The sequence below is a fragment of the Pedobacter gandavensis genome (assembly GCF_032677645.1).
Taxonomy (GTDB): domain Bacteria; phylum Bacteroidota; class Bacteroidia; order Sphingobacteriales; family Sphingobacteriaceae; genus Pedobacter; species Pedobacter gandavensis_A.
Map to the genome: position 1 here is coordinate 64,817 of NZ_JAVTSB010000004.1, position 20,540 is coordinate 85,356.

19 protein-coding genes are annotated in these 20,540 nt (G+C 42.7%); 4 read left to right on the forward strand and 15 right to left on the reverse strand.

The window, feature by feature from the left end; all coding sequences use genetic code 11:
- Positions 1-48: 48 nt before the first annotated feature.
- Together R2Q66_RS08065 and R2Q66_RS08070 are read left to right on the forward strand one after the other, a co-directional pair.
- A complete protein-coding gene (locus tag R2Q66_RS08065; protein ID WP_316747665.1) occupies positions 49-432 on the forward strand; it encodes a hypothetical protein in 384 nt (127 codons plus the stop codon).
- Position 433: 1 nt separating this feature from the next.
- On the forward strand, positions 434-2,035 hold the full coding sequence (locus R2Q66_RS08070) for a murein L,D-transpeptidase (protein WP_316747667.1): 1,602 nt from the start codon (positions 434-436) through the stop codon (positions 2,033-2,035).
- Positions 2,036-2,154: 119 nt separating this feature from the next.
- Here R2Q66_RS08070 and R2Q66_RS08075 read toward each other — a convergent pair whose 3' ends face one another.
- Both R2Q66_RS08075 and R2Q66_RS08080 read right to left on the reverse strand, forming a co-directional pair.
- Complete coding sequence (locus tag R2Q66_RS08075; protein WP_062549601.1) at positions 2,155-2,346, reverse strand: cold-shock protein; 192 nt, start codon at positions 2,344-2,346, stop codon at positions 2,155-2,157.
- A gap of 79 nt (positions 2,347-2,425) precedes the next feature.
- Positions 2,426-4,927: a BamA/TamA family outer membrane protein gene (locus R2Q66_RS08080; protein ID WP_316747673.1), complete on the reverse strand. Its 2,502-nt coding sequence runs from the start codon at positions 4,925-4,927 to the stop codon at positions 2,426-2,428.
- 295 nt (positions 4,928-5,222) lie between these two features.
- Here R2Q66_RS08080 and R2Q66_RS08085 point away from each other — a divergent pair, with 295 nt between their 5' ends.
- Positions 5,223-5,903, forward strand: coding sequence for a YdcF family protein (locus R2Q66_RS08085; protein ID WP_316747675.1), 681 nt, complete (start codon positions 5,223-5,225; stop codon positions 5,901-5,903).
- Positions 5,904-6,049: 146 nt separating this feature from the next.
- A complete protein-coding gene (locus tag R2Q66_RS08090) occupies positions 6,050-6,550 on the forward strand; it encodes a DinB family protein (RefSeq protein ID WP_316747677.1) in 501 nt (166 codons plus the stop codon).
- Positions 6,551-6,677: 127 nt separating this feature from the next.
- Here R2Q66_RS08090 and R2Q66_RS08095 read toward each other — a convergent pair whose 3' ends face one another.
- The 13 genes from R2Q66_RS08095 to R2Q66_RS08155 all read right to left on the reverse strand — a co-directional run bounded on the left by R2Q66_RS08095 (position 6,678) and on the right by R2Q66_RS08155 (position 20,520).
- Positions 6,678-6,968, reverse strand: coding sequence for a hypothetical protein (locus tag R2Q66_RS08095; protein ID WP_316747679.1), 291 nt, complete (start codon positions 6,966-6,968; stop codon positions 6,678-6,680).
- Positions 6,969-7,403: 435 nt separating this feature from the next.
- A complete protein-coding gene (locus tag R2Q66_RS08100; protein WP_316747681.1) occupies positions 7,404-8,096 on the reverse strand; it encodes an AcvB/VirJ family lysyl-phosphatidylglycerol hydrolase in 693 nt (230 codons plus the stop codon).
- Between the two features lie 4 nt (positions 8,097-8,100).
- Entirely contained in the window at positions 8,101-10,689 is a 2,589-nt protein-coding gene (mprF, locus tag R2Q66_RS08105; protein ID WP_316747682.1) for a bifunctional lysylphosphatidylglycerol flippase/synthetase MprF, read from the reverse strand.
- A gap of 117 nt (positions 10,690-10,806) precedes the next feature.
- A complete protein-coding gene (locus R2Q66_RS08110; protein ID WP_316747684.1) occupies positions 10,807-11,361 on the reverse strand; it encodes a DUF3347 domain-containing protein in 555 nt (184 codons plus the stop codon).
- Positions 11,362-11,382: 21 nt separating this feature from the next.
- The gene (locus R2Q66_RS08115) at positions 11,383-12,609 is read right to left on the reverse strand and encodes an efflux RND transporter periplasmic adaptor subunit (protein ID WP_316747686.1); all 1,227 of its coding nucleotides are present in this window, start codon (positions 12,607-12,609) and stop codon (positions 11,383-11,385) included.
- Between the two features lie 3 nt (positions 12,610-12,612).
- A complete protein-coding gene (locus R2Q66_RS08120; protein WP_316747688.1) occupies positions 12,613-13,854 on the reverse strand; it encodes an efflux RND transporter periplasmic adaptor subunit in 1,242 nt (413 codons plus the stop codon).
- The gene (locus R2Q66_RS08125) at positions 13,832-15,163 is read right to left on the reverse strand and encodes a TolC family protein (protein WP_316747689.1); all 1,332 of its coding nucleotides are present in this window, start codon (positions 15,161-15,163) and stop codon (positions 13,832-13,834) included. Before R2Q66_RS08125 ends, R2Q66_RS08120 begins: the two co-directional genes overlap by 23 nt.
- Positions 15,129-17,066 (reverse strand): efflux RND transporter permease subunit, encoded by a 1,938-nt coding sequence (locus R2Q66_RS08130; RefSeq protein WP_316747692.1) that lies wholly within the window; start codon positions 17,064-17,066, stop codon positions 15,129-15,131. Before R2Q66_RS08130 ends, R2Q66_RS08125 begins: the two co-directional genes overlap by 35 nt.
- Complete coding sequence (locus tag R2Q66_RS08135; protein WP_316747694.1) at positions 17,063-18,361, reverse strand: efflux RND transporter permease subunit; 1,299 nt, start codon at positions 18,359-18,361, stop codon at positions 17,063-17,065. The genes R2Q66_RS08130 and R2Q66_RS08135 overlap by 4 nt, the downstream gene beginning before the upstream one ends.
- A gap of 117 nt (positions 18,362-18,478) precedes the next feature.
- Entirely contained in the window at positions 18,479-18,844 is a 366-nt protein-coding gene (locus tag R2Q66_RS08140; RefSeq protein ID WP_316747697.1) for a heavy-metal-associated domain-containing protein, read from the reverse strand.
- Positions 18,845-18,943: 99 nt separating this feature from the next.
- Positions 18,944-19,345 carry an HYC_CC_PP family protein gene (locus tag R2Q66_RS08145; protein WP_316747699.1) on the reverse strand — a complete coding sequence of 134 codons (402 nt, stop codon included), beginning with the start codon at positions 19,343-19,345 and terminating at the stop codon, positions 18,944-18,946.
- A gap of 111 nt (positions 19,346-19,456) precedes the next feature.
- A complete protein-coding gene (locus R2Q66_RS08150) occupies positions 19,457-20,026 on the reverse strand; it encodes an AraC family transcriptional regulator (protein ID WP_316747701.1) in 570 nt (189 codons plus the stop codon).
- Between the two features lie 89 nt (positions 20,027-20,115).
- A complete protein-coding gene (locus tag R2Q66_RS08155; RefSeq protein ID WP_316747703.1) occupies positions 20,116-20,520 on the reverse strand; it encodes a hypothetical protein in 405 nt (134 codons plus the stop codon).
- Positions 20,521-20,540 lie beyond the last annotated feature (20 nt).

A 20,540-nucleotide genomic window follows, 5' to 3' on the forward strand; every position in this document is an offset into this window, starting at 1 on the left:
GCTATATTCGCGTAGAAACTATTTACATTAAAGCTATTTCCCAGAAATATGTCCGAAGCATTTGAAATACTATATTTCTTCAATACCCCTTTCAATTCTTTAGTCGAGATTAAACGACGCAATTTTGATTCAGAAAGTGATCCTTCCAAGGTGTTTTTCTGGATTCTCTACGAAAAAAAGACCCATAGAATTTATCCATTGCAATTTATTTCCATGATTGACGAACCTTTAGTACAGGAACGTGTTTTTAAACAAGGAACTTTTTCCTTTAATGAAGAAGAAGGGACCTTATTAAACAGCAGTGATAAAGCAAAAATGGTCCTTACACGGATGCCAAACTCCACCATGACCCGATTATTGAAAATCAGGATTGAAGAGTTTTTGCTCACACTCGATAAACAAACAGAGAAACAATTAGAAAAACTACTGTAATATGCGAAAATGGCTCTTGATATTCTTCCTGCTTCCCGTTGTATTTATAGCTTGTAACCGGAACAAAATAGTTAAGATAGAAAGAGACATTAGTATTACACCGAAAAACTCCGTTACCAGGCTGGCAGTAGACAGCCTGCAAATGGAGCATTATATTGAAGCACAAAAACTAACGGATAGCGCTGCCCAGTATCTCAGGAACTTTTACAATAGCCGGAACTTTCAGTTCGCCTGGCTGGGGGAAAAAGGATTGACAGAACAGGCACGCGTCTTTTATCAGTTGAATAAAGATTACGTGGACAATTTCCGCGACAGTTCTCTGCTAAACCGGGACCTCGACAAAAAGATGGAGCTGTTGATGAAGGAAGATACGACCTTCAAAAAGGCGGATAGCAGTCTGGCCCATCTGGAATTGCAGTTGACCAGTCATTTCTTCAACTATGTGGCCACTGCCTATGAGGGAAAAGTAAATCCGGAGGTCATTCAATGGCATATTCCGAGGAAAAAGCTAAGTGCCGTGGTCTTACTGGATTCCCTGATGGCCAACAAGAACCCTACCTCAGAAGACTGGGAGCCTGTAAATCAACAATACAAGCAGCTTAAAAAAGAACTTCAACGTTATTATACGCTCCAGCAAGCCGGGAACTGGAAAACAATTCCAATCGGGGCGAAGAAAAAATATCAATTGGGTGACACCGGAGTTACGGTGAGCCTGGTAAAACAACGTTTACAAGCGTTGGGAGATACCTCGATCAAGGACAGCCTACCTGAATTTGATGCAAAGCTTAAAACAGCGGTCAAGTCTAACCAACAACAATATGGACTTCGGAGCAGCGGAGTAATTGATGCATCATTACTAAAAGAATTAAACGTTCCCATCCAGACCCGCATTGAGCAATTGCTGATTAATCTGGAACGGATGCGCTGGATGCCTACTATGCCTGATGGAAAAATGATTCTGGTTAACATTCCGGAATACCAGCTCCATGTTTTTGAAGATCACAAACAGGTATTAAATATGGGTATTGTGGTGGGGAAAGCCGCCAATAAGACCGTTATTTTCAGCAACAAGCTTAGAAACATTGTGTTTAGCCCTTACTGGAACATCCCTGCAAGCATTGTACGCGCAGAAATCCTTCCGGCGATGAAGCGGAACAGCAATTACTTAAGGAGTAAAAATATGGAGCAAACGGGAACCAGCAATGGACTTCCAATGGTTCGTCAGAAACCCGGAGATAACAATTCGCTGGGTCGAGTAAAGTTCCTTTTCCCAAACAGTTACGACATCTATTTCCATGATACTCCTGCAAAATCATTGTTTGCGGAAGAGAAACGCGCGTTTAGTCATGGTTGCATCCGACTGGCACAACCGGTTAAATTAGCGGATTATCTATTGGCGGATCAACCGCAGTGGACACCGGAAAAGATTGCTAAAGCGATGAAAAGCACTAAAGAGATCTGGGTTGCCTTGAAGAAACCGGTTCCTGTCTTTATTACTTATTTCACTGCCTGGGTAGATCAGGATGGTCGTTTAAATTTCAGGGACGACATCTATGGTCATGATCAGAAAATGGCGGAACAGCTATTCCTTGCGGCAAAGTAAGGGATCAAATCACCCGAAAGCACTAACTACTCCGTATTCCGCAACCTGGTTCAGAAAAAACAGGGCACAAAAAAAAACTGCCCTTGAGGGGCAGTTTTCACAATTTATATTGAGGAAATTTAGATCACCTTAACATTTACTGCATTAAGACCTTTACGACCTTCTTCAACATCATAAGAAACTTTATCGTTCTCACGGATGTCGGCTAATAAGCCAGTTGAATGAACAAAGATTTCACTTTCGCCCGAGTTTGGAACGATGAATCCGAAACCTTTAGTTTCATTAAAAAATTTTACTACTCCTTCTTGCATTGTGTTTTTTATTATAATTAATAGGACAAATGTAAGTATAAATAATTGCAATTCAGTCATTTCATCAAATATAATTTCATTAATACCTAAATTTCATGGTGATATAAGGGTAATACCCCTCTTTTGAGTAGGCCATTTGGGCCTGAATTACCGCTAAAACCGCTGGCGCATAGTACAATCCGCCGCCATAGCTATAATGCCATAACTCAGAGCGATCATCCTTCGTCCAGACCCTTCCAGTGTCAAAAAAGGCCGTTATTCCAAATTGTCCGGGTAAAATATAGCCGCCAACATTGGCAATTTTGGTCCGGAGTTCCAGATTATTGTATAAACTATGTTGTCCGCCGAAGCGAAAAGAGCGGAAGCCTAATAAATTTCCTTGTCCACCGATATAATTTGACTGATAAAAAGCCTGATTTCCGAAAGTTAGTCCGCCACCGGTCCTATTTGCCAGCACAAAACGCTTAGAATTTCCCAGTCTTTGGTAAAAAGTATAGCTGGCCAGGAGCTGAACGGAAGATTCTGCCGCCCGGTTTAAGCCTCCATAAAATCTCAGCTTCGTATCTATATAACTTCCGGAGGAAGGCAAGACCTCATTATTCCGGGTATTGCGGGTAAAACCAACTTTCAGACCGGCGTACCATTTATCCTGACTAACCGTGGCGCTATCTGGCGAATGCAGCAGATCGCTGTTATTAATGAAGCGGTCGTTATTGTCATCCCGGTTGAAACGGTAATACTGTAAGCTGGGGCCAAGGCTCCAGGTGTTCTTGTTGCTGCGCCACCTTAAAGCAGGATCAAAATCATACAAACTAAACCTTGCCCTATAGTATAGTATATAGTCGCCTACTTTATCATAAGGTGTTTCATTCCCTAATCCAAAGAAGTTCTGCGAATTCTCCGGTGCAAAAGCAGTCGCCTGCAACACAATATCTGCCTTTCCTAAAGCCTGAAACCATTCGCTGGAATAGTTGAAGCTAAAAGCATTGGTCTTAAAAGAATGCAGGAAAGAAAAGGAATGAATATTTCCGAAAGGCAATTTCCGAAAGCCCGGGCTCATTATTTTATAGGATAAGCCCGCAGAAAGGCCATCGTCGGCATTAAAACCAGCATTGAGCAAAGTCATGGTTCGCGAATACAAATCTGTGGGCACGTAATGTGTATTATTGGTATCGTTGTCCAGATGTTTAATTAATCTGGAATCAGATCCGGAATAAGTAATCCCCTTTTCCATACCATAAAATGGAACCCGACGTTTGGCATCCAGCACATGATACTGTTTCTCACCCTCCCCGTTCACCATACGAAGGCGGATATTGGAGTTTTTATTGTTGAGCACAACACGATCGTCCCCATCCCTAACGTACAATCTAATCTCCTTAGTTACCGAGGGATCATAATCCCGCTTAAAAATCTGTTCTCCAGCCTGGCCATTCTTATCGAGTTTTTTTAAACTGACCCTTAGTCCGGCAGCACCCTGATCACTGATCTCTACCAATTCATTTTTATTGCTCCCCTGAACATCCACAATCCGGTTCATAAAGCGGTAATAACCCTTCATGATTTCCGGCAGGGCCGATCTTCTCAATTTCAACTGGGCCATTAGCTGATCATGACGTAAAGAATAGCTGGGTTCCGGCAAGCGCTTTAGTGCATGTTCAAACACCTCATCTGTCATAGAGGCGGCAAATTCCTGAACGATGCGGTTCCATTCCTCTTCCCCCATGGTGCCGAGAATCCGGCCATACATGCTTCGTCCTTCCCAAAAAAACCAATTGATATTTTGAACATTACGTTCATAGCCCTGAATCATGGGCAGCAGCCAGGAAACCTGTGCAAAGCGTGGAATTAAGCCTTCTGAAAGATAATAAACCATGTCGCGATCTCTTGGAACCACCACATAGCGGGTTCCCTCAGCGCTCTTTTCCGGAATCCAGCGCCATTGGTCCTCATGCCGGTCCCAATCTCCCAGCAAGTAATCCAGCGCTTTTGCTTTGAGCAGTAAAGGGGCATCCACGAAATTGTTATGGTTATCATTTAGTTTTCGCAGCATTTTCTCCGTATTGTCCGTATCCCCCTCAGGTTCTCTTTCTTCCAGCAGACAAAGACTATTTTCGAAAACCGGTGCAAACTCTCCGAGTACTTCATCCGGAAGCACCCAGCCAATCATCGGATTACTGTGTGGAATCAAGGCGGCATTGGCAAAAACCGGCACTACCAACGCAGAAAAAGGATGCTGTGCAGACATGTTGTCTTTCACAATATCCTTTGCAAAAGTGGCCTGTAATTCTAAAGGCAGCAATACTTCCGGGTATTTCTCTACGGAGCGCAATACCCATTCCTTTCCTTGCTTATCTACCATCCTTAAAGAATGGGTTTGATTTCCCCCACCTCTTTTAACCGGTGTAAGTCCCCCTTTAATCTGAGATAAACGGATCACCGGCACTTTGGTAGGGGCGGCATATTCTTTCCGGTAATTGTCACCAAAGAGAAAGCGGTGAAATTTTCCTACTTCATCATATTTAGGATAAATGCTGACGGTAATCGAGTCCTGCGCATGGCTACAAAAACCTGTAATCATCAACGCTGAAAAAAGTAAACGTTTGACCATATACTAATTATATAATATTATACCTTTTTGAAATGTCTTGAAATCCAAATCGCTATCATCCATTTCATCATTTTATTTCCTCCTTTTGTTAATGTAATTCAGACAAATAAAGATATCTCTTAAAATACCAGCCGGCTCTTGACCTGTGATAAGAAATAAATAATAATGAACAAAAAAAACGCAGTGCTGTTCATTGAATCTACCGATATTGAATCTCAAGAGAAAACCAAAATACCGATTGAATTGTTTTGGGAAGCATAGGCACATGGAACAAAAACTACCACAAACAGACCTTCTACCCTACCCTTCCTGCCCAACTATGGACGAGGGTCTCGTCAACGTACTCACAGACCTCTGTTTTCAGGAAGAAGAACGAGTACCTTCGGACCTGCTTTTTGTTTTCGGATCGAATGTAAAACACCAGGAAATTGCCACACTCATCTCAAAACTGATCGCGCAAAACGGGTTTAACCAGGTGATTATTACCGGTGGAATTGCAAATTTCGGAAACTCCTATCATCAAAACAGACCGGAATCTGAAGCCATTTATGCACATCTCCCGGAAAAACATAAACAGCGGAACATTATCCTGGAGACCAGCTCTAAAGATCTGTTCGAAAACATTGAGGAAGCAGAAAAACTAATTGATTTTGAAAAGGTAAAGACCATCACCTTCATCTGCCATGCTTATGCCAGTAAAAGAGCTTCCTTGTCTTTAAAAACATTTTTCCCGAACACCCGGATTTATTGCATTCCCTTTCCACTTCCCTCAGACCATAAAGACTTCCCGATCAATAGCGAGCATTGGTCTAAAACCAAGTATGGGCAAAGCCTGATCCTTGGCGAATACCTCAGAATCATCACCTATGGCAACAGAGGTGATTTCCCCCTAACCTCCGTACAAGCACATTTAGATCAGGTAGAACGATTACTCCTGAATAAATAGCGTAAATCCAGCACCAATTAGCTGCATTGCGCTTCCTGCCTGTTGCAATTCCTTGAAAATATTTTCAAAATTATGAGAAGAATTACATTCTTATTTGAGCAATTCAGGAAATCTTCGCACCTTCGTAAGACAAAAACCTGAGAATTATGTACCGTAGTATTGAAGATTTCCTGACAGAACGTAAAGAAGAAGAGTCAAATACCGTCAAACTATTTTCCAACCTCACCGAGGAAACAAAATCGGTAAAAATTCATGAAAACGTACGTTCCCTGGAGCGCCTTGCCTGGCACATCACCCAGACCCTTACGGAGATGGGTAAAAATGCGGGACTGTTTGAAACTGATCTTTTACACGAGCTTCCGATCCCTGCTACACTGCCGGAACTGATCGAAACTTATGTTGATTATAACACATTATTGATGCGTACCGTAAGGTTAAAATGGACAGATTCAAACCTGGACGACCTGGTGAATATGTACGGTGATCAATGGAAAAAAGGTAAAGTTCTTTCTATTTTAATCGCACACGAAAGCCACCACAGAAGTCAGATGACGGTGATCATGAGAATGCTTGGTTTAACTGTCCCTGGAATTTATGGTCCTTCTAAAGAAGAATGGGAAAGCATGGGCATGCCAGCATTAGATTAATCCATATAAAAACATATACATAAAACAGCTTTTATCCTAACCGGTAAAGGCTGTTTCCGATTATAAGGTAAAAACCCTGGAAGGTTTTTTTAAACTCCCCCCTTCCAGGTGTACTAAAGATCAAGGCTTAATAATCTGCCAGTTGGGGTAATGGGACATGATGCTCTTCAAACAGCTCTTTACAGCTTTTTGCACGTACGTCATAATTTGCTAGTCCACCAGTTTCCAATCCAAACAATCTTTCTAAAATACGGACTGTTTCGCAAGGGATATCTTTATCATCCCCAACCTGAAGTTTCCTGTAATTGTGAAAAGTATTGATAGAAGCGTTTATGATTTTTGGCATCAATTTCTTGATCAATTTGTGCTGATTGTAGGTCAGCTTCTCCATGCATTCATTAATCTTATACTTGTCCATAATAGCCGTTTAAAGTACACAGATCATTTCTAAGTAAACTTGTGGTCTTGCTCACCTGAACAACCACCACATTAACAAAACATTCTTTTTTACTCATCTTCATAGATTTTTTTTAAGTATTTTAATAAGTAACTTATTACGAGTCAATAAGCACAATACTGTCTTCTTATCCCATCATCAGTTGGGCTAAAAATTTCAAAAAACCAGAAGTCAATCATTCAGGATGACCAACCGGGCGGTTGGTGGTCTGATTAAATCAACAATATTAATGTTGAAATAAAGAGATCTCTTACTCAAAACTAAGTAGTTACCTTAAAAAAAACAAGAGCTAACGCAAAAAAAACTACATTTATCCTAAAATCTACGTTTACGGCATAGAAACGCAGAAAATAATTTATAAAAAATTATAAACAACTGATTAACAGCAGCAATAAATCAATCAGGGATCTGTTTTATAAATACCTTACCCAGGTGCTCATAATCTTTATCAAAATGATGATCCCCTGGAATAGTAACAACTTTCATCCCCTCTGCTGCAAATTTACTTTTGATTTTATCCCCTTCCGCTGCCCCAAAGATGGAAACCGGAATCAGAGGCATCATACTTTTCATGGCTGCAATCACCTGATATTGGTCTTTATTTTTCCCAAAGTTTAACCAGTAGATCAGCTGAACCTCAAAATCAGCCCTCACATCCGGAGAAAGTGCTATGACCGCCTTAAGGTTGGCTTTTAAATCAGCCGGCAACCTCACCGCGATAAAAGGAATCACCGAAGCGCCAAAAGAATAACCAGCCATAACCAGACTATTCTTGCCCGTAACCACAAGATAACGGCTTAATGCCTTATTGAGCTCTTTACTGGCCTCATCCGGGCTTTTAGCTTTCCAGAAGTATTTCCGGGCATCTAATCCGAGTACAGAAAAGCCTTTGGAAGCCAATTCCAGCGATAAAGACTGATCGAACCGGGTCCAGCCACCATCACCGGAAATCATAAAAATGAGGGGTAAATTGTTCTGCTGAGGGGCAGCAATCAGCGTCAATGGCAAAACAGGCTGTACGCTGTTAGCCCCCGGAGCAGCGCTACCACTGAGGAATAACAAGACCAGAAAAACCATCGCTACTCTCATCTGCTCAGGGTTTAATCACTTTGGCCAATACTGCGGGTACCTGCAGTAAATCGTAATCATGGTCGTAAATTAAATACCGGTTTTGCCATTCCGGCGCAAACTTTTCCTTGGCGGCACGAAGGCCTTTATAATGAGAAAATGACCTGATCTTCTCATAGGCAAATTTCATGGAACGTTCCGGGAAATTATGGGGATCCACCAAACCAGACATCGGTGCAAAGCCCAGATTTACTTTCGTACATCCTGCTGCTTTCAGGTGTTCAAAAAGCGCCACCATAATGAAATCTATGATGCCATTAGGGGCATCACTGGTTTTTCGGATCAGATCATAAGTACCTTCTCCAGGCGCATAATCAGGGATAATATTGATAAAAGCGACAATCTTTTCTTCTGCATTTTCTACGGTAATGATCGTATGGTCTTTTAACTCTTCCCAACTGAACATCCCTTGCGAAAACACCAGTTCTTCACGGTCCATATCTTCCAGCCAGCTATCAGAAACTGATTTTATCTTCTGCAATAAGCCATCTTTAACCGGCGGCGTATAAATCCTGGTCTGGTAACCCTGATCGGCAACTTTTTTCAGGGCATTACGAATGGATTTTTTACTCCCTCCTTCCAAAGAAAAGTTAGTCAGGTCCAATATCCCTTCCTGACCTAAAAATAAACGTTTTTTTCCCTGGGATAAGAAATCCTCCAGGCATTCTTCGGGCACCCGGTAATACAGACTTTTCATCCCGTTTTCAAAGCAATAGGTATCGAAATCTCTGATCAGCGCCTTCCTGTTTTCAGGGGAGCAAACCGGACATTCCAATACCACGGCAAAGTTGCCGGCAATCCGGTAAGCCACAAAACCTTCAATTGATTCAGAAAAACAAATCAGCTTGTCCTGGTAAGTTTTAAAATAATCAATCCCTGAATTGCCGTACTTTTCCAGCAGTTGATTGGCCCTTTCAAATGCTGCATCTCCGGTTTCATCCTTAGAAATATAGGGCCTGATGAGCGTATAAAACAGGAAACCTAGAGATAAAAAGCCACTGATATTGATGGAATATAAGAAGCCTTTGGCAAAATGATCCATAGGTTGCAGGTCGTCGTTACCAATCAGGATGAAATTCTCCAGGGTATACCGGATCGACTGCCACCAGCTAAAATCAATATTAAAATGCTTTTTATCGAGAAAATAAAAGCCGATACTCCCATAAATCAGGACGCCCAAAATACTGAGCAAGGTGGTCTGAATGCCGAAAGATCGGAGTCTCGCATTATTTTTCACATAATACTCTTTCCTGGAAGCCATTAAAATCAGCATTACCAGTACAGAGAAACCGGCTTCCTCATAATCAATCGCCTTTGTTAAATTCCCGACCAGAGAAAGTAAACACAGGGCCATCGCAAAATACCAGGCCATTCGCAGGCCTTTCAGCATAAAAGCTGCAGTAACCAGTAAAAATAAACCGGCAACCAATACAAAATAGTTGGAAGCCGTAATGGCCTCCATGGGGATAAAATCCTTTACAAAGCGGAGTCTGGAATGGATGGCAGGAGTCAGTACGGATACAATATTGATCACCCCCAGCAAAAGTAAAAACAAGGCAGGAACTACGCGCATCAGTAGTTTATTGATCCGGAAAAGGAAACTCATGGCCCCGATGAGCATCGGAATCCAGAACTCCATGAACCGGTAAAGAAAAGTAATAGATACGGCCTGGGGGGCGGAATAGCCTAAACGGATCAGGATAAAGGTCATGGAAGCTTCTACCGCGCCTAAACCCCTTAAAAATGGGGAAATGATCAGGAAAACAACGGCAACAATATAGCTGATCACCGCAGCACTCCAGGATGCCGGAAGGTCTAAAGCCAACATGGCGATATAAATGTGGACGATCCCGACCAGTTCAATCAAACTGCTGTATAGAAAAGTGGCAATGAAATGCCTGCGTTCAATCTGGTTGTTCCTGAACTCGGCAGCATACACCTCGATCACCGGAATATATTTAATGATCAAGCGGTACAGGCTCCCTCTTTTAATCACCGAGCGATATAAAAAGTAAATCCCGGCCATTAATAGTATTGCGGCAATTAAGCCAAACCACTCGCCGGAACCAATGCTTCCTTCCAGAATGGCATAAATAAATACGGGAATGGCAATCACCAGCACCGATAAAATCCCTACAAAACCATAGATCGAAGAGGCGAAATTAATCTGCGATTTACTGACCCCTTTCTGCTCAATCGGACTGCTGAAAAAAGCAAGAGAAGAAACTCCTCCGGCAGGTAAAAAAACACTGATAAAATTACGTTTCAGAAAAAGTAACGTACCATCTGCGATAGAAATCCTACTGGAAACTGCGGCGAAGGAAGATCGGTACATCATCCCATGGATAAAAACATACACGATACTCAGGGCGATTCCTATAGTAACCCAGACCCATCTGGCAGTAGTTAATAAATGTTCTACCTGTTTGATTTCGCCACGTTGCTGCTTTAAAAACCAGATAGCCAGCCCGATAAAAAACAGGCTAAACATATAACTGGAAATAATTTTACCGTTCTCCCGTAAAAAGGGCACAAAGAATTTGAGTCGCTTCATTATTTTTGTAGATAAGCCGTATCGGTCTTAACTAAAGATACGGCTTATCTGAAAGAAGATCATGAAGAAATCTTCATACAAGATGCTTTAAAAAGCAAGCACTTATTCAATTGATCTTTATTTGATCGTTTCTTTAATTTCTCCGCAAGTGAGCATCGATTCTCCGTAATAAGGATTCTTAATATCTTTCTGGTTACTCAACCAGGAAGCACCTTTGTCATTCATCGCCATCGGGCAATATTCCACATAGATCTCGCCAGCAGTAACACCAGAAGCTTTTGCTCTTTGGATGAAATCATCACTCAATGCTGCAAAAGCCGTTCTTTGCACTTCAATATCTGTAGCATCGCTGATTTTAGTCGCCAGTGCCAATACTGCTGCAGGGTTTGATAATGCTTTTGCACCCAGCTCAATCGCCTGAGCGGCAACTTTTGCTTCTGCAACATCACCATTGGTTAAGGCAGTTGTCAAATGAATATAATGAGGATATACCGCATTCAATTTATCGTCTTTTAAGCTCACCTGACCAGTCTCTGCAACTGCTGCTGTTTTTTCTTCTTTAGCATGATCATGACCTTCATGAGATTCTTCTGCAGGTTTCTGCGAATTTCCACAGGCCGCAAATAAGGTGACTGTAGCAAATGTGATGGCTAAACTTGTGATTGTTTTCATGTTATTTTAATTTAATTGTTCTTATTTTAATTTCAAACCCTCTATCGGGTTTTTTCCTTTTTTCAAAATATATTCACTGTACAACAGATAAGCACCGGTCACGACAACCTGCTCAGCAGCAACTAATCCAGCGGTAATCTCTACCTGATTGTCGTTCTCCTGACCAGTAGTTACCCGTCTTGGTTCAAAGCTGTCCTTGCCTTTTTTAATCCAGACATGCATTCCTTTACCATCTCTGATAACGGCATCTACAGGGAGCGTCAAAACGCTGCTTTTCTGATTCCCGGAAGGGAGAAAAACATTGGCCTGAGCGCCGGGTTGCCATTGCTGATTCGGGTTAGGAATACTTCCTCTGATTTGGGTTAACTGTGTCCCCGTCAGCAAAGAAGGCGTGATAAAGCTGATGGTCATTTCCTGGGGCTGATCTTCCCAACCAGGGATCACCACTTTCACTTTTTGTCCTTCTTTAACATGGCCTGCTTCATTCGGATATACATCGGCTTCTACCCATAATTCTCCGTAACCTTCGAGCATCATAATCGGGCCACCTTCAGCTACATACTGACCTGGCGTAACGGAAATTTCCGCCACCACGCCACCTTCAGATGCAAAGAAAGTAACATACGGGTTCTTTTTCTGACTGGCCAGCAAAGCTTTCACCTGTCCTTCCGTTTGTCCATATAACAATAGTTTCTGCTTTGCAGATGCAACCAGTTGCTGTTCAATTTTATCTCCCGGGAATTGCTTTTGCTGCGCTACCGCCATCAGATATTCCTGTTGCAAAGCCGAAAGCTGCTCGGAATACAACTGGTATAAAGGCTGTCCTTTTTTGACGTTAACACCGGTTTCCCGCACATACAACTGCTCAATTCTACCCGCAATACGGCTCGAAATATAGCTACTTTGCTGTGGATCAACGGTTAACCTGCCATTCAATTGTTTACTTCCGGAAATGGTATTTGCACCAATCATGACTGTAGTAATGTTGGCTAAAATCTGCCTTTTCTCATCTACTTTCAATGCCTTTTCATCGCTGTTCTTCTCAAAAGGCACTAAATCCATTCCACAAATCGGGCAGGTACCCATTTCTTCTTTGACCACCTGAGGGTGCATCGGACAAGTATAAGTCTGCTTTTTTACCGGAGCACCCGTTTTATCTTCTTTCAGCTCGCTTTGACAAGCGGCTAAAAATACCGTAGGAACCAGGGCAATCATGCCCATCTGTTTTAAAAATAATTTGCGTTCCATATGTTAAAGCTCCTTGTTTTCTGTCATTTTAATAAAACTCTCGCTGTCTACCAGGTAGGCAGCGTTTTTACTGATGTTCCAGCTGCTGATGTCTTCTTTAATCTGAATTTTTCCAGCAATGCTAATTCCTGCATCAACCACCTTGGGAACAAATACATTTCCTTCTTTTTTAAAGACCAGCTTCTTATTTCCTACAGAAATGACGGCCTCTTCAGGCAACCACCAGGAAGCCGGCAATTGCAAAGGAATTCTTGCTGTTACCAACTGACCAACCTTAATCTTTGGGTTGTTCAGGTAAGCTCTGGCAATGGTGAAGTTCTCCCCGTTCTTGAAAGTTGGCTGTATCAGTCCAATTCTGGCCACCTGGCTTTCTGATTTATCCGAAGTCTTGTAAAAAACAAACTTGCTGCCTACGGTTAAATGGGCCGCTAATGCGGCTTTCAAAGAAAACTCAGCCACCAGTTGATCCGAACTGTATACGGTAAACAGCGAAGCACCTGCACTTACATACTGTCCTTCTCTGAGTAACACCGGAGAATTTACCGGAGCCGCAGGACTGGTTGGCGTAGCCGCCGAAGCTGCATCACCACTCATACTGCCCATACCATCGCCACCCGCAGGGGCAGCTGAAGCTGAAACCGGACCAGCTACCGCAGCGGCAACAGATTTCTCCAGTATAAATCCGGAAACATTACTATATACCGGAATGCGGTAATCCGGGGTCCCACGCTTCAATAAAGCGCTGATTCCGGAAGGGGTCATGCCCAATAAAAGCAAACGCTGTTTCCCTTTTTCTAACATGACCGGATCATTCCCGGTACGGTAAATAAATATTAATTCCTGTTGTGCCGCAGCGAGATCAGGAGAATAAATCTCCATAATCAACTGCCCTTTCTTAACCGGCTGGTAATTATATTTAATCCATAACTTCTCTATTCTTCCGCCGATTTTACTCGAAATATTGTGCTGGTTCCTCGTATCATAATTGATGATTCCCTGTACTTCTTCGGTAAAGATCTTTGAGCCGTAATCTGCTTTGATCACCGGAAGCGGAGATACCACCTGCTCATTGGAAGGTTTCAATAAATGGGCAAGATTACTATCCACATTAACCGTTGCCGGATCATGATGGGCATCAAACTTCTTTGGCGCTTTACAGGCGCTCAACCACAACATACTGATCGCCGCCAGTCCCATTATGACACGCTTATTTGTGCCGGGCTTAACGATATAATTCTTTCTCATAATCTACGATCATTAAATAAAGTTTCAGTTTTTCATCCAATACATTGGCCTGCATCATGGTTAAAGCCTCCCAGGTGCCAATCACTTCCGGCAATTCCATCTTGTTTTCCCTGTAATTCAGCATACTCACATCCATGGTCTTTTTCAAAGTAGGAACGATTGTTTTTTCCATCGCTTCTATGCGTTTTTGCATTGATTGAATTTCGAACTGCATCCCGTACAACATACCCTGTGTTTCCTGAAGCATGGCGGCTTTTTCTTTTTCCATCGCCAACACTTCATAACCCATTCCTTTGGCTTCCGATTTATACATTTTAGACGACCATGGGGCAATTGGAATACTCACCATTCCCATCACACTAAAGGCTTTAGGCATCATTTTCGTTAAGGGCGACATATGGTCGAAACGTAGTTTAAAATCTGGTTTAGCCTGTTTCTGCATGGCCTCAATGTTTAATTTCATCGATTGGATGCTGAAATCCATTTTCTCAATATCCTTCCTCACCATCGCCAGGCTCCCTGTGTCAATTGCCGAAGCAGGCACATAAGTTGGCTGATAAGTCGAATCTATTGCGAAATCCATGTTACCGGGGTTGTTCATTAAAGAGTTTAACCAGGCTTTAGATTTAGCCATATCGCCTTCCATCATGCGGATCATATTTCTATTTTCCTCAATCTTTGCAGTAGCACGATATACGCTGCTTAATTTCGACTGATTGAAAGGATAACGGATCTCTTCCACCTTTTTCATGGTTTGCATGATCTTTTCATTCTCTTTCAATACGGCAATTCTTTGCATCGAAACCAGCCAGCCGAAGTACAAGCGCTTGGCCTGTGCCTTATATTCATTCAGCGTTACCCCTCTGGTCGCATTCTCGACCTTTCCTTTCGACTCAATGAACTTTTTATTGGCTTTCAATTTCGCCGGATTAGGAATATCCTGTTCCAGCTGCACCATAACAGCCCCTTTATCCCCCTCATCCATGATCATCTGACCAGGATATGGCGTCATAAATGTACCTACACCAATCATTGGCGCCATCCAGGCCGTAGCCGCATTGGCCGTATGTTTAAAGCTTTCTGCCCTTAATCCATAAGATTGTAGCAGTAAGTTATTTTTGTCAATTTTAATCAGGATACTATCCAGCGAAAGCACTGGTTTCTCCGGGGAAGCCGCTAATTTCTCTTGCGAAATCAGGGGTTTAACCACCGGTTTCTCCTGGGCAACTACTACCGCAGCAAAAGCCAACAGGCATACCAATGCTGCTATTCTTTTAATGTTGTACATCGTGAACCTCCAGTTTTCCATATTTTCTCAATTCATATTCTTTTGACATCAAAAAGATCAGTGGTGTCACCAGTAAAATGTGTGTAGAAGAGGTAAGTACCCCCCCAATCATCGGCAGTACAATCGGCAGCATCACATCTACCCCAACTCCCGAAGCCCATAATACCGGTACGAGGCCAAAGAGCGACACAGAAACCGTCATCAGTTTCGGTCTTAATCTTCTGGCAGCACCATAAATCACATGTTCTCTTAAATCTTCTTTAGTGATGGTCTCACTCGAATTTCCTTTCAGTTTGATCAGCTGTGCCATGGCATCATTTAAGTAAATCACCATCACAATTCCCGTTTCCACAGCAATTCCGAACAAGGCAATAAAGCCTACAGCCACCCCTACCGAAAGGTTTACATCCCAGAAATAGATCATATAAGCCCCCCCGATTAACGCAAAAGGAACGGTAATCAAACTCAGGAAAGCCTCCCTGACTGATTTAAAAGCAAAATATAAAGAGAAGAAAATGATCAGTAATACCACTGGTGCAATCCACATCAGCGTCTGTTTACCACGGATCAGATTTTCATATTGTCCGCTCCATTCCAGGAAATATCCTTCAGGAAGCATCCCTTTCTCTTTATTCAATTTCTCCATCGCTTCCTGAACGGTACTTCCCAAATCTCTATCCCGCACGTTAAACATCACTGCGCCACGAAGGATGGCGTTATCGGAACTAATCATCGGCGGACCATCTTCAAACTTAATGTCCGCAACCGCTGATAAAGGCACCTCGCCAAAACCTTTCGACTGAACCGGGATCCGCTTGATCTGCTCCACACTATTTCTATATTCCTGAGCTAAACGTACACTAATCGAAAAGCGCTGACGCCCTTCAATGGTTGTTCCGATGGTTGCCCCACCCAATGCCGTTTCTACAATCTGGTTTACATCATCTACATTTAAGCCATAACGCGCCAGTTCTTCCCTTTTCACATCAATTGAAAGGTATTTACCGCCTGTAATCGGCTCTACAAAAAGGTCAGATACGCCATCTGTACCTTCCAAAGCAGCTTTAACCCGCTCAGAAACGGAAGCAATGGTATCCAGATTTTGTCCGAAAACCTTAATCCCTACATCGGTACGAATTCCTGTAGCCAACATATTGATCCTGTTGATGATGGGTTGAGTCCAGCCATTCACTACCCCCGGAATCTGCAGTTTTGCATCCAGCTCGGTAATGATGTCTTTCTTCGTGATCCCTTCCCGCCATTGACTTTTCGGTTTCAGCGTAATGATGGTTTCAATCATACTGATCGGGGAATTATCGGTCGCCGTATTGGCTCTACCTGCTTTTCCCAATACCTTATCTACCTCTGGTATCGACTTGATAATCTTGTCCTGCACCTGCAAAATTCTTTTCGCTTCTGCATTGGAAACATCCGGTAAAGTAACCGGCATAAACAGAATACTCTGCTCATCCAATGGCGGAATAAACTCAGTTCCCAGGTTTTTCATCAAAGGAATCGTGATCAATAAAGCAATCACATTGATGGCTATCGTTGTTTTCCTCCATTTCAATACCGTTCTGATCACCGGTTCATAAACCCGCTCCAATACCCGGTTTACCGGGTTGGCACTGTCTGGTCTGAACTTCCCTTTCATAAAGAAAGAGATCAGTACCGGTGCCAAAGTGATCACCAGCAAAGCATCAACGATCATAATGAAAGTCTTGGTAAATGCGAGTGGATGGAACAGTTTACCCTCCTGGCCTGTCAGCATAAATACCGGCAGGAATGAGGTGATAATGATGATGGTTGCAAAGAAAACACCCCTTGAAACCTGTTTACTGGACTTAGTAATGATCGCCAGGCGCTCTTCTTCCGTAATCCAATCCGGAGATTTACGGAATCTATTTTTTAACCACTTGATCATGATTCTGTTGTTTTTTGTTGTTCTTTCTCCCAGATCAGATAGCGCTCTGAAAGGTGTTTATAAGCATTTTCACTCATGATAATACCATTGTCGACAATCACACCGATGGCCAGGGCAATCCCGGTTAGCGACATAATATTGGAAGAAATATCAAAGGCATTCAGTAGAATAAAACTGGCAGCAATGGTAATCGGAATCTGAATGATGATACTCACTGCACTACGCCAGTGGAAAAGGAAAATGATCACAATAATGGAAACCACAATCATCTCTTCAATCAGGGTATGCGTGATCGAGTCTACAGACTCTTTAATCAGCTCCCCACGGTCGTATACAATGTCGAATTTGACACCTTTAGGCAAACCTTTGGAAACTTCTTTCATTTTGGCTTTTACCTTATCAATCACTTCCGCAGCGTTTTCGCCATAGCGCATCACGACAATTCCTCCGGCACGTTCGCCTTCCCCATCCTGGTCAAAAATCCCCAAACGGGTTTCTCCGGTCATCTGTACCGTGGCCAGATCGGAAACCCGGATCGGCGTACCGTTTTGGTTTTTCACCGGGATATCTGCGATTTCCTTAATGGATTTCAGGTATCCTGAGGTCTTTATGATGTAGCCCATATCACTCATTTCAAACTTCCTGCCTCCGGACTCGTTATTATTGGCACGCACCGCCGCAATCACCTCCGGGGCAGTTAGTTTATAATAAAGTAATTTATTGGGATCTATAGAAATCTGATATTGTTTCTGAAAGCCGCCAAAGGAAGCAATCTCACTCACGCCCGGCACGGTCTGCAAAGCAAACTTCACATACCAGTCCTGAATGGCGCGCTGCTCGCCTAAATCCATACCCGGAGCATCCAGGGTGTACCACAATACATGACCTACTCCCGTTCCATCTGGCCCCAGCTGTGGCGCTACGCCTTCCGGCAAAGTTTTTGAAATGGTACTGATGCGTTCGAGCACCCGCTCTCTTGCCCAGTACACGTCCACATCATCCTCAAAGATGACATAGATAAAGCTCATTCCGAACATGGAGGATCCACGAACGTATTTAATCTTAGGGATTCCCTGCAAATTGGTGACCAGCGGATAGGTGACCTGATCTTCGATCAGTTGCGGTGAGCGGCCCATCCACTCTGTGAAAACGATCACCTGGTTTTCGGACAGATCCGGTATGGCATCTATCGGGTTTTTCTTGACGGCATAAATACCCCAGACGAATAGCCCTAAAGACAGCATCAGCACAATCCAACGGTTGCGCATGGACCATTCTATAATTTTATGTACCATTTTTTGTTATAAATTATTATGATGTTGAACCAATGAAAAATGACATCAGCCAGGAAGGACACCTGTAAAAGCCTTCGCCCCCTCAGAATAGCTTTTACAGATTTTCCCGGTTAATAATTAGTGTTTCTTAGGTGCTTTTGGCAATTTGTCGCCAGCTTCACGATCATACTGGCAACAGCCATGTAATGCATCGTAAACTTCATTTTTTGCTTTGTATTTAGGCGTATCATAACCCACAGCCGCTACTTTTTTCTGTACTTCATCGTTGGTGATTTTAGTACTGTCGTAGCTTACTTTCAGCATTTTTGTTTCTGTATCCCATGATGCAGCACTCACGCCAGGAACCTTTAAAGAGGTTTCAATCGTTTTCTTGCACATAGAACAGTTGCCCAATACTTTGATACTTTCAGTTTTTGATTGTGCGAATACTGCACCACCAAGGAAGGTCAATCCGACCACCATAGCAAATCTCAATGATTTCATGATAATTATATAAGTGTAAAAAAAATGGTTTAATAGAAATGGGATACGGCAAAGCCATAACCAGGACACGAAAGTGTCAGGAAAGAAATAGGAAGGGTATTATATTCTGTAGGTACAGTTTTTTAGGAAGACGGCCACTTTTAGTCCGTCGGGAGGTGCATTGCTTAAGGCCTCTCTGGTAATTTTTACAGGGATTTCTACCGCATAATCCAGGAATAATGCGACCGGAAGAATGGCCTGAAATGGCGGATTAAACTGGTATACCGTCTGACTGGCCGAATGGCTCTGGTCTACTTTGGTATCCTGTTTTTGATCTTTACAGCAGGATTTGTCTTTAGACGTACCCTTAGGCATGCCACAAAGCTCACAAAGGTCGCCCCGTTGCTCCTGCTCCATACCCCAGCTCACCAACTCTCCCATGCAATAATGGAAGTGCAGCGTAGATCCACTGGAAATTCCCAGGTAGAACATGGCTATGATGGTCAGGAGTATTCTCTTCATTGAAATCAAAGTTCTAAAAATTAACCGGTTTAATTTTATATAATTCTGGAATTATTTTATGAAATTAAACCGGTTGAGGCCTTAAAAGGCCTCAACGTAGGTTAAATATACTTAATTATTTATTTTATCGATCGCATTTCTTAAGGATTTCCCTTCTGCTTTATACTTACTTGGCGCCAGGCCGGTGATCGCTTTAAACTGAGAAGAAAGGTGTGCATTGCTGCTATAGCCCATTTTCATGGAAATCTCATTCAGGTTAAGCTCCCCGTATTCAATCAGCTCTTTCACCTTTTCAATTTTCTGATGGATGATGAACTTTTCTATCGTTAATCCTTCAGAATCAGAGAACAAACGGCTTAAAAAGGTATAATCACGGTTTACGCGCATGGCGATAATGCTGATCAGGCTCTGGTTTAAATTGGCAAGATCCGAATAATGGACGACCTCAATGATCACCGTTTTGATACGCTCTACCAATTGATCCTTCTCCTTATCGATCAATTCGAAGCCCAGGATTCTCAGGGAAGAGGCGATATTTTGTAATTGACGGTCTTCCGGTTCAGGATGGATTTGTACTGTTCCTAAAGTAATCTCCGCAACAAGGAAATTCAAATTTTCCATTTGATGGCGAACGGCGGTAATGCAACGTTCACAAACCATATTTTTTATGTGTAATAACATGAGTATTCAAGCTAAATGACTGGTAAACCCCTGCGGATTTCTTCTGCAGGGTAATAAAAGACAATTGAGGATCATCATCCTCCGCTTGATCAAATGATAAGTACCCTGTTGGAAAGGTAAATGGGTGTTTTTTTAAAGGCGGGCGTACTGGTATGAGCTGTCCATGCCCCAATATTTTCTACGCTTTCAGTTCTTAGGAGATAGGAAAAAATACTTTGACTGGTAGCAGACAATACATATCTGGCCTTTAATCCGGCAGTTGCCGAGGTTTTAACGTTCTCTTTAACTGCATATTCGCCATGGTGTTCACAACAAGCGCAATCTGCTTCGGAAAGCATAGTCCCCGCTGTGCCGGCTATTTTTGTCTCTACATGAACCTCCTGATCTTCCGGCAGAAAACCAGATCCCATGGAGCAATGAAGCAGGCACACGAACAACCCTGTGGTTAACATCAGGTAGAATGTGGCAAAACTTAAAGCTCCGAGTTTCTTCATATAAATATTTGCAGGCCTGA

Excerpts from the sequence above, each read along its gene's own strand:
- R2Q66_RS08075 (WP_062549601.1), bottom strand. The coding sequence starts at position 2,346 with ATGCAAGAAGGAGTAGTAAAATTTTTTAATGAAACTAAAGGTTTCGGA.
- R2Q66_RS08110 (WP_316747684.1), bottom strand. The coding sequence starts at position 11,361 with ATGAAAACAATCACAAGTTTAGCCATCACATTTGCTACAGTCACCTTA.
- R2Q66_RS08070 (WP_316747667.1), top strand. The coding sequence starts at position 434 with ATGCGAAAATGGCTCTTGATATTCTTCCTGCTTCCCGTTGTATTTATA.
- R2Q66_RS08080 (WP_316747673.1), bottom strand. The coding sequence starts at position 4,927 with ATGATTACAGGTTTTTGTAGCCATGCGCAGGACTCGATTACCGTCAGC.
- R2Q66_RS08085 (WP_316747675.1), top strand. The coding sequence starts at position 5,223 with ATGGAACAAAAACTACCACAAACAGACCTTCTACCCTACCCTTCCTGC.
- R2Q66_RS08115 (WP_316747686.1), bottom strand. The coding sequence starts at position 12,609 with ATGGAACGCAAATTATTTTTAAAACAGATGGGCATGATTGCCCTGGTT.
- R2Q66_RS08095 (WP_316747679.1), bottom strand. The coding sequence starts at position 6,968 with ATGGACAAGTATAAGATTAATGAATGCATGGAGAAGCTGACCTACAAT.
- R2Q66_RS08125 (WP_316747689.1), bottom strand. The coding sequence starts at position 15,163 with ATGGAAAACTGGAGGTTCACGATGTACAACATTAAAAGAATAGCAGCA.
- mprF (WP_316747682.1), bottom strand. The coding sequence starts at position 10,689 with ATGAAGCGACTCAAATTCTTTGTGCCCTTTTTACGGGAGAACGGTAAA.
- R2Q66_RS08140 (WP_316747697.1), bottom strand. The coding sequence starts at position 18,844 with ATGAAATCATTGAGATTTGCTATGGTGGTCGGATTGACCTTCCTTGGT.
- R2Q66_RS08135 (WP_316747694.1), bottom strand. The coding sequence starts at position 18,361 with ATGGTACATAAAATTATAGAATGGTCCATGCGCAACCGTTGGATTGTG.
- R2Q66_RS08090 (WP_316747677.1), top strand. The coding sequence starts at position 6,050 with ATGTACCGTAGTATTGAAGATTTCCTGACAGAACGTAAAGAAGAAGAG.
- R2Q66_RS08145 (WP_316747699.1), bottom strand. The coding sequence starts at position 19,345 with ATGAAGAGAATACTCCTGACCATCATAGCCATGTTCTACCTGGGAATT.
- R2Q66_RS08155 (WP_316747703.1), bottom strand. The coding sequence starts at position 20,520 with ATGAAGAAACTCGGAGCTTTAAGTTTTGCCACATTCTACCTGATGTTA.
- R2Q66_RS08130 (WP_316747692.1), bottom strand. The coding sequence starts at position 17,066 with ATGATCAAGTGGTTAAAAAATAGATTCCGTAAATCTCCGGATTGGATT.
- R2Q66_RS08065 (WP_316747665.1), top strand. The coding sequence starts at position 49 with ATGTCCGAAGCATTTGAAATACTATATTTCTTCAATACCCCTTTCAAT.
- R2Q66_RS08120 (WP_316747688.1), bottom strand. The coding sequence starts at position 13,854 with ATGAGAAAGAATTATATCGTTAAGCCCGGCACAAATAAGCGTGTCATA.
- R2Q66_RS08150 (WP_316747701.1), bottom strand. The coding sequence starts at position 20,026 with ATGTTATTACACATAAAAAATATGGTTTGTGAACGTTGCATTACCGCC.
- R2Q66_RS08100 (WP_316747681.1), bottom strand. The coding sequence starts at position 8,096 with ATGAGAGTAGCGATGGTTTTTCTGGTCTTGTTATTCCTCAGTGGTAGC.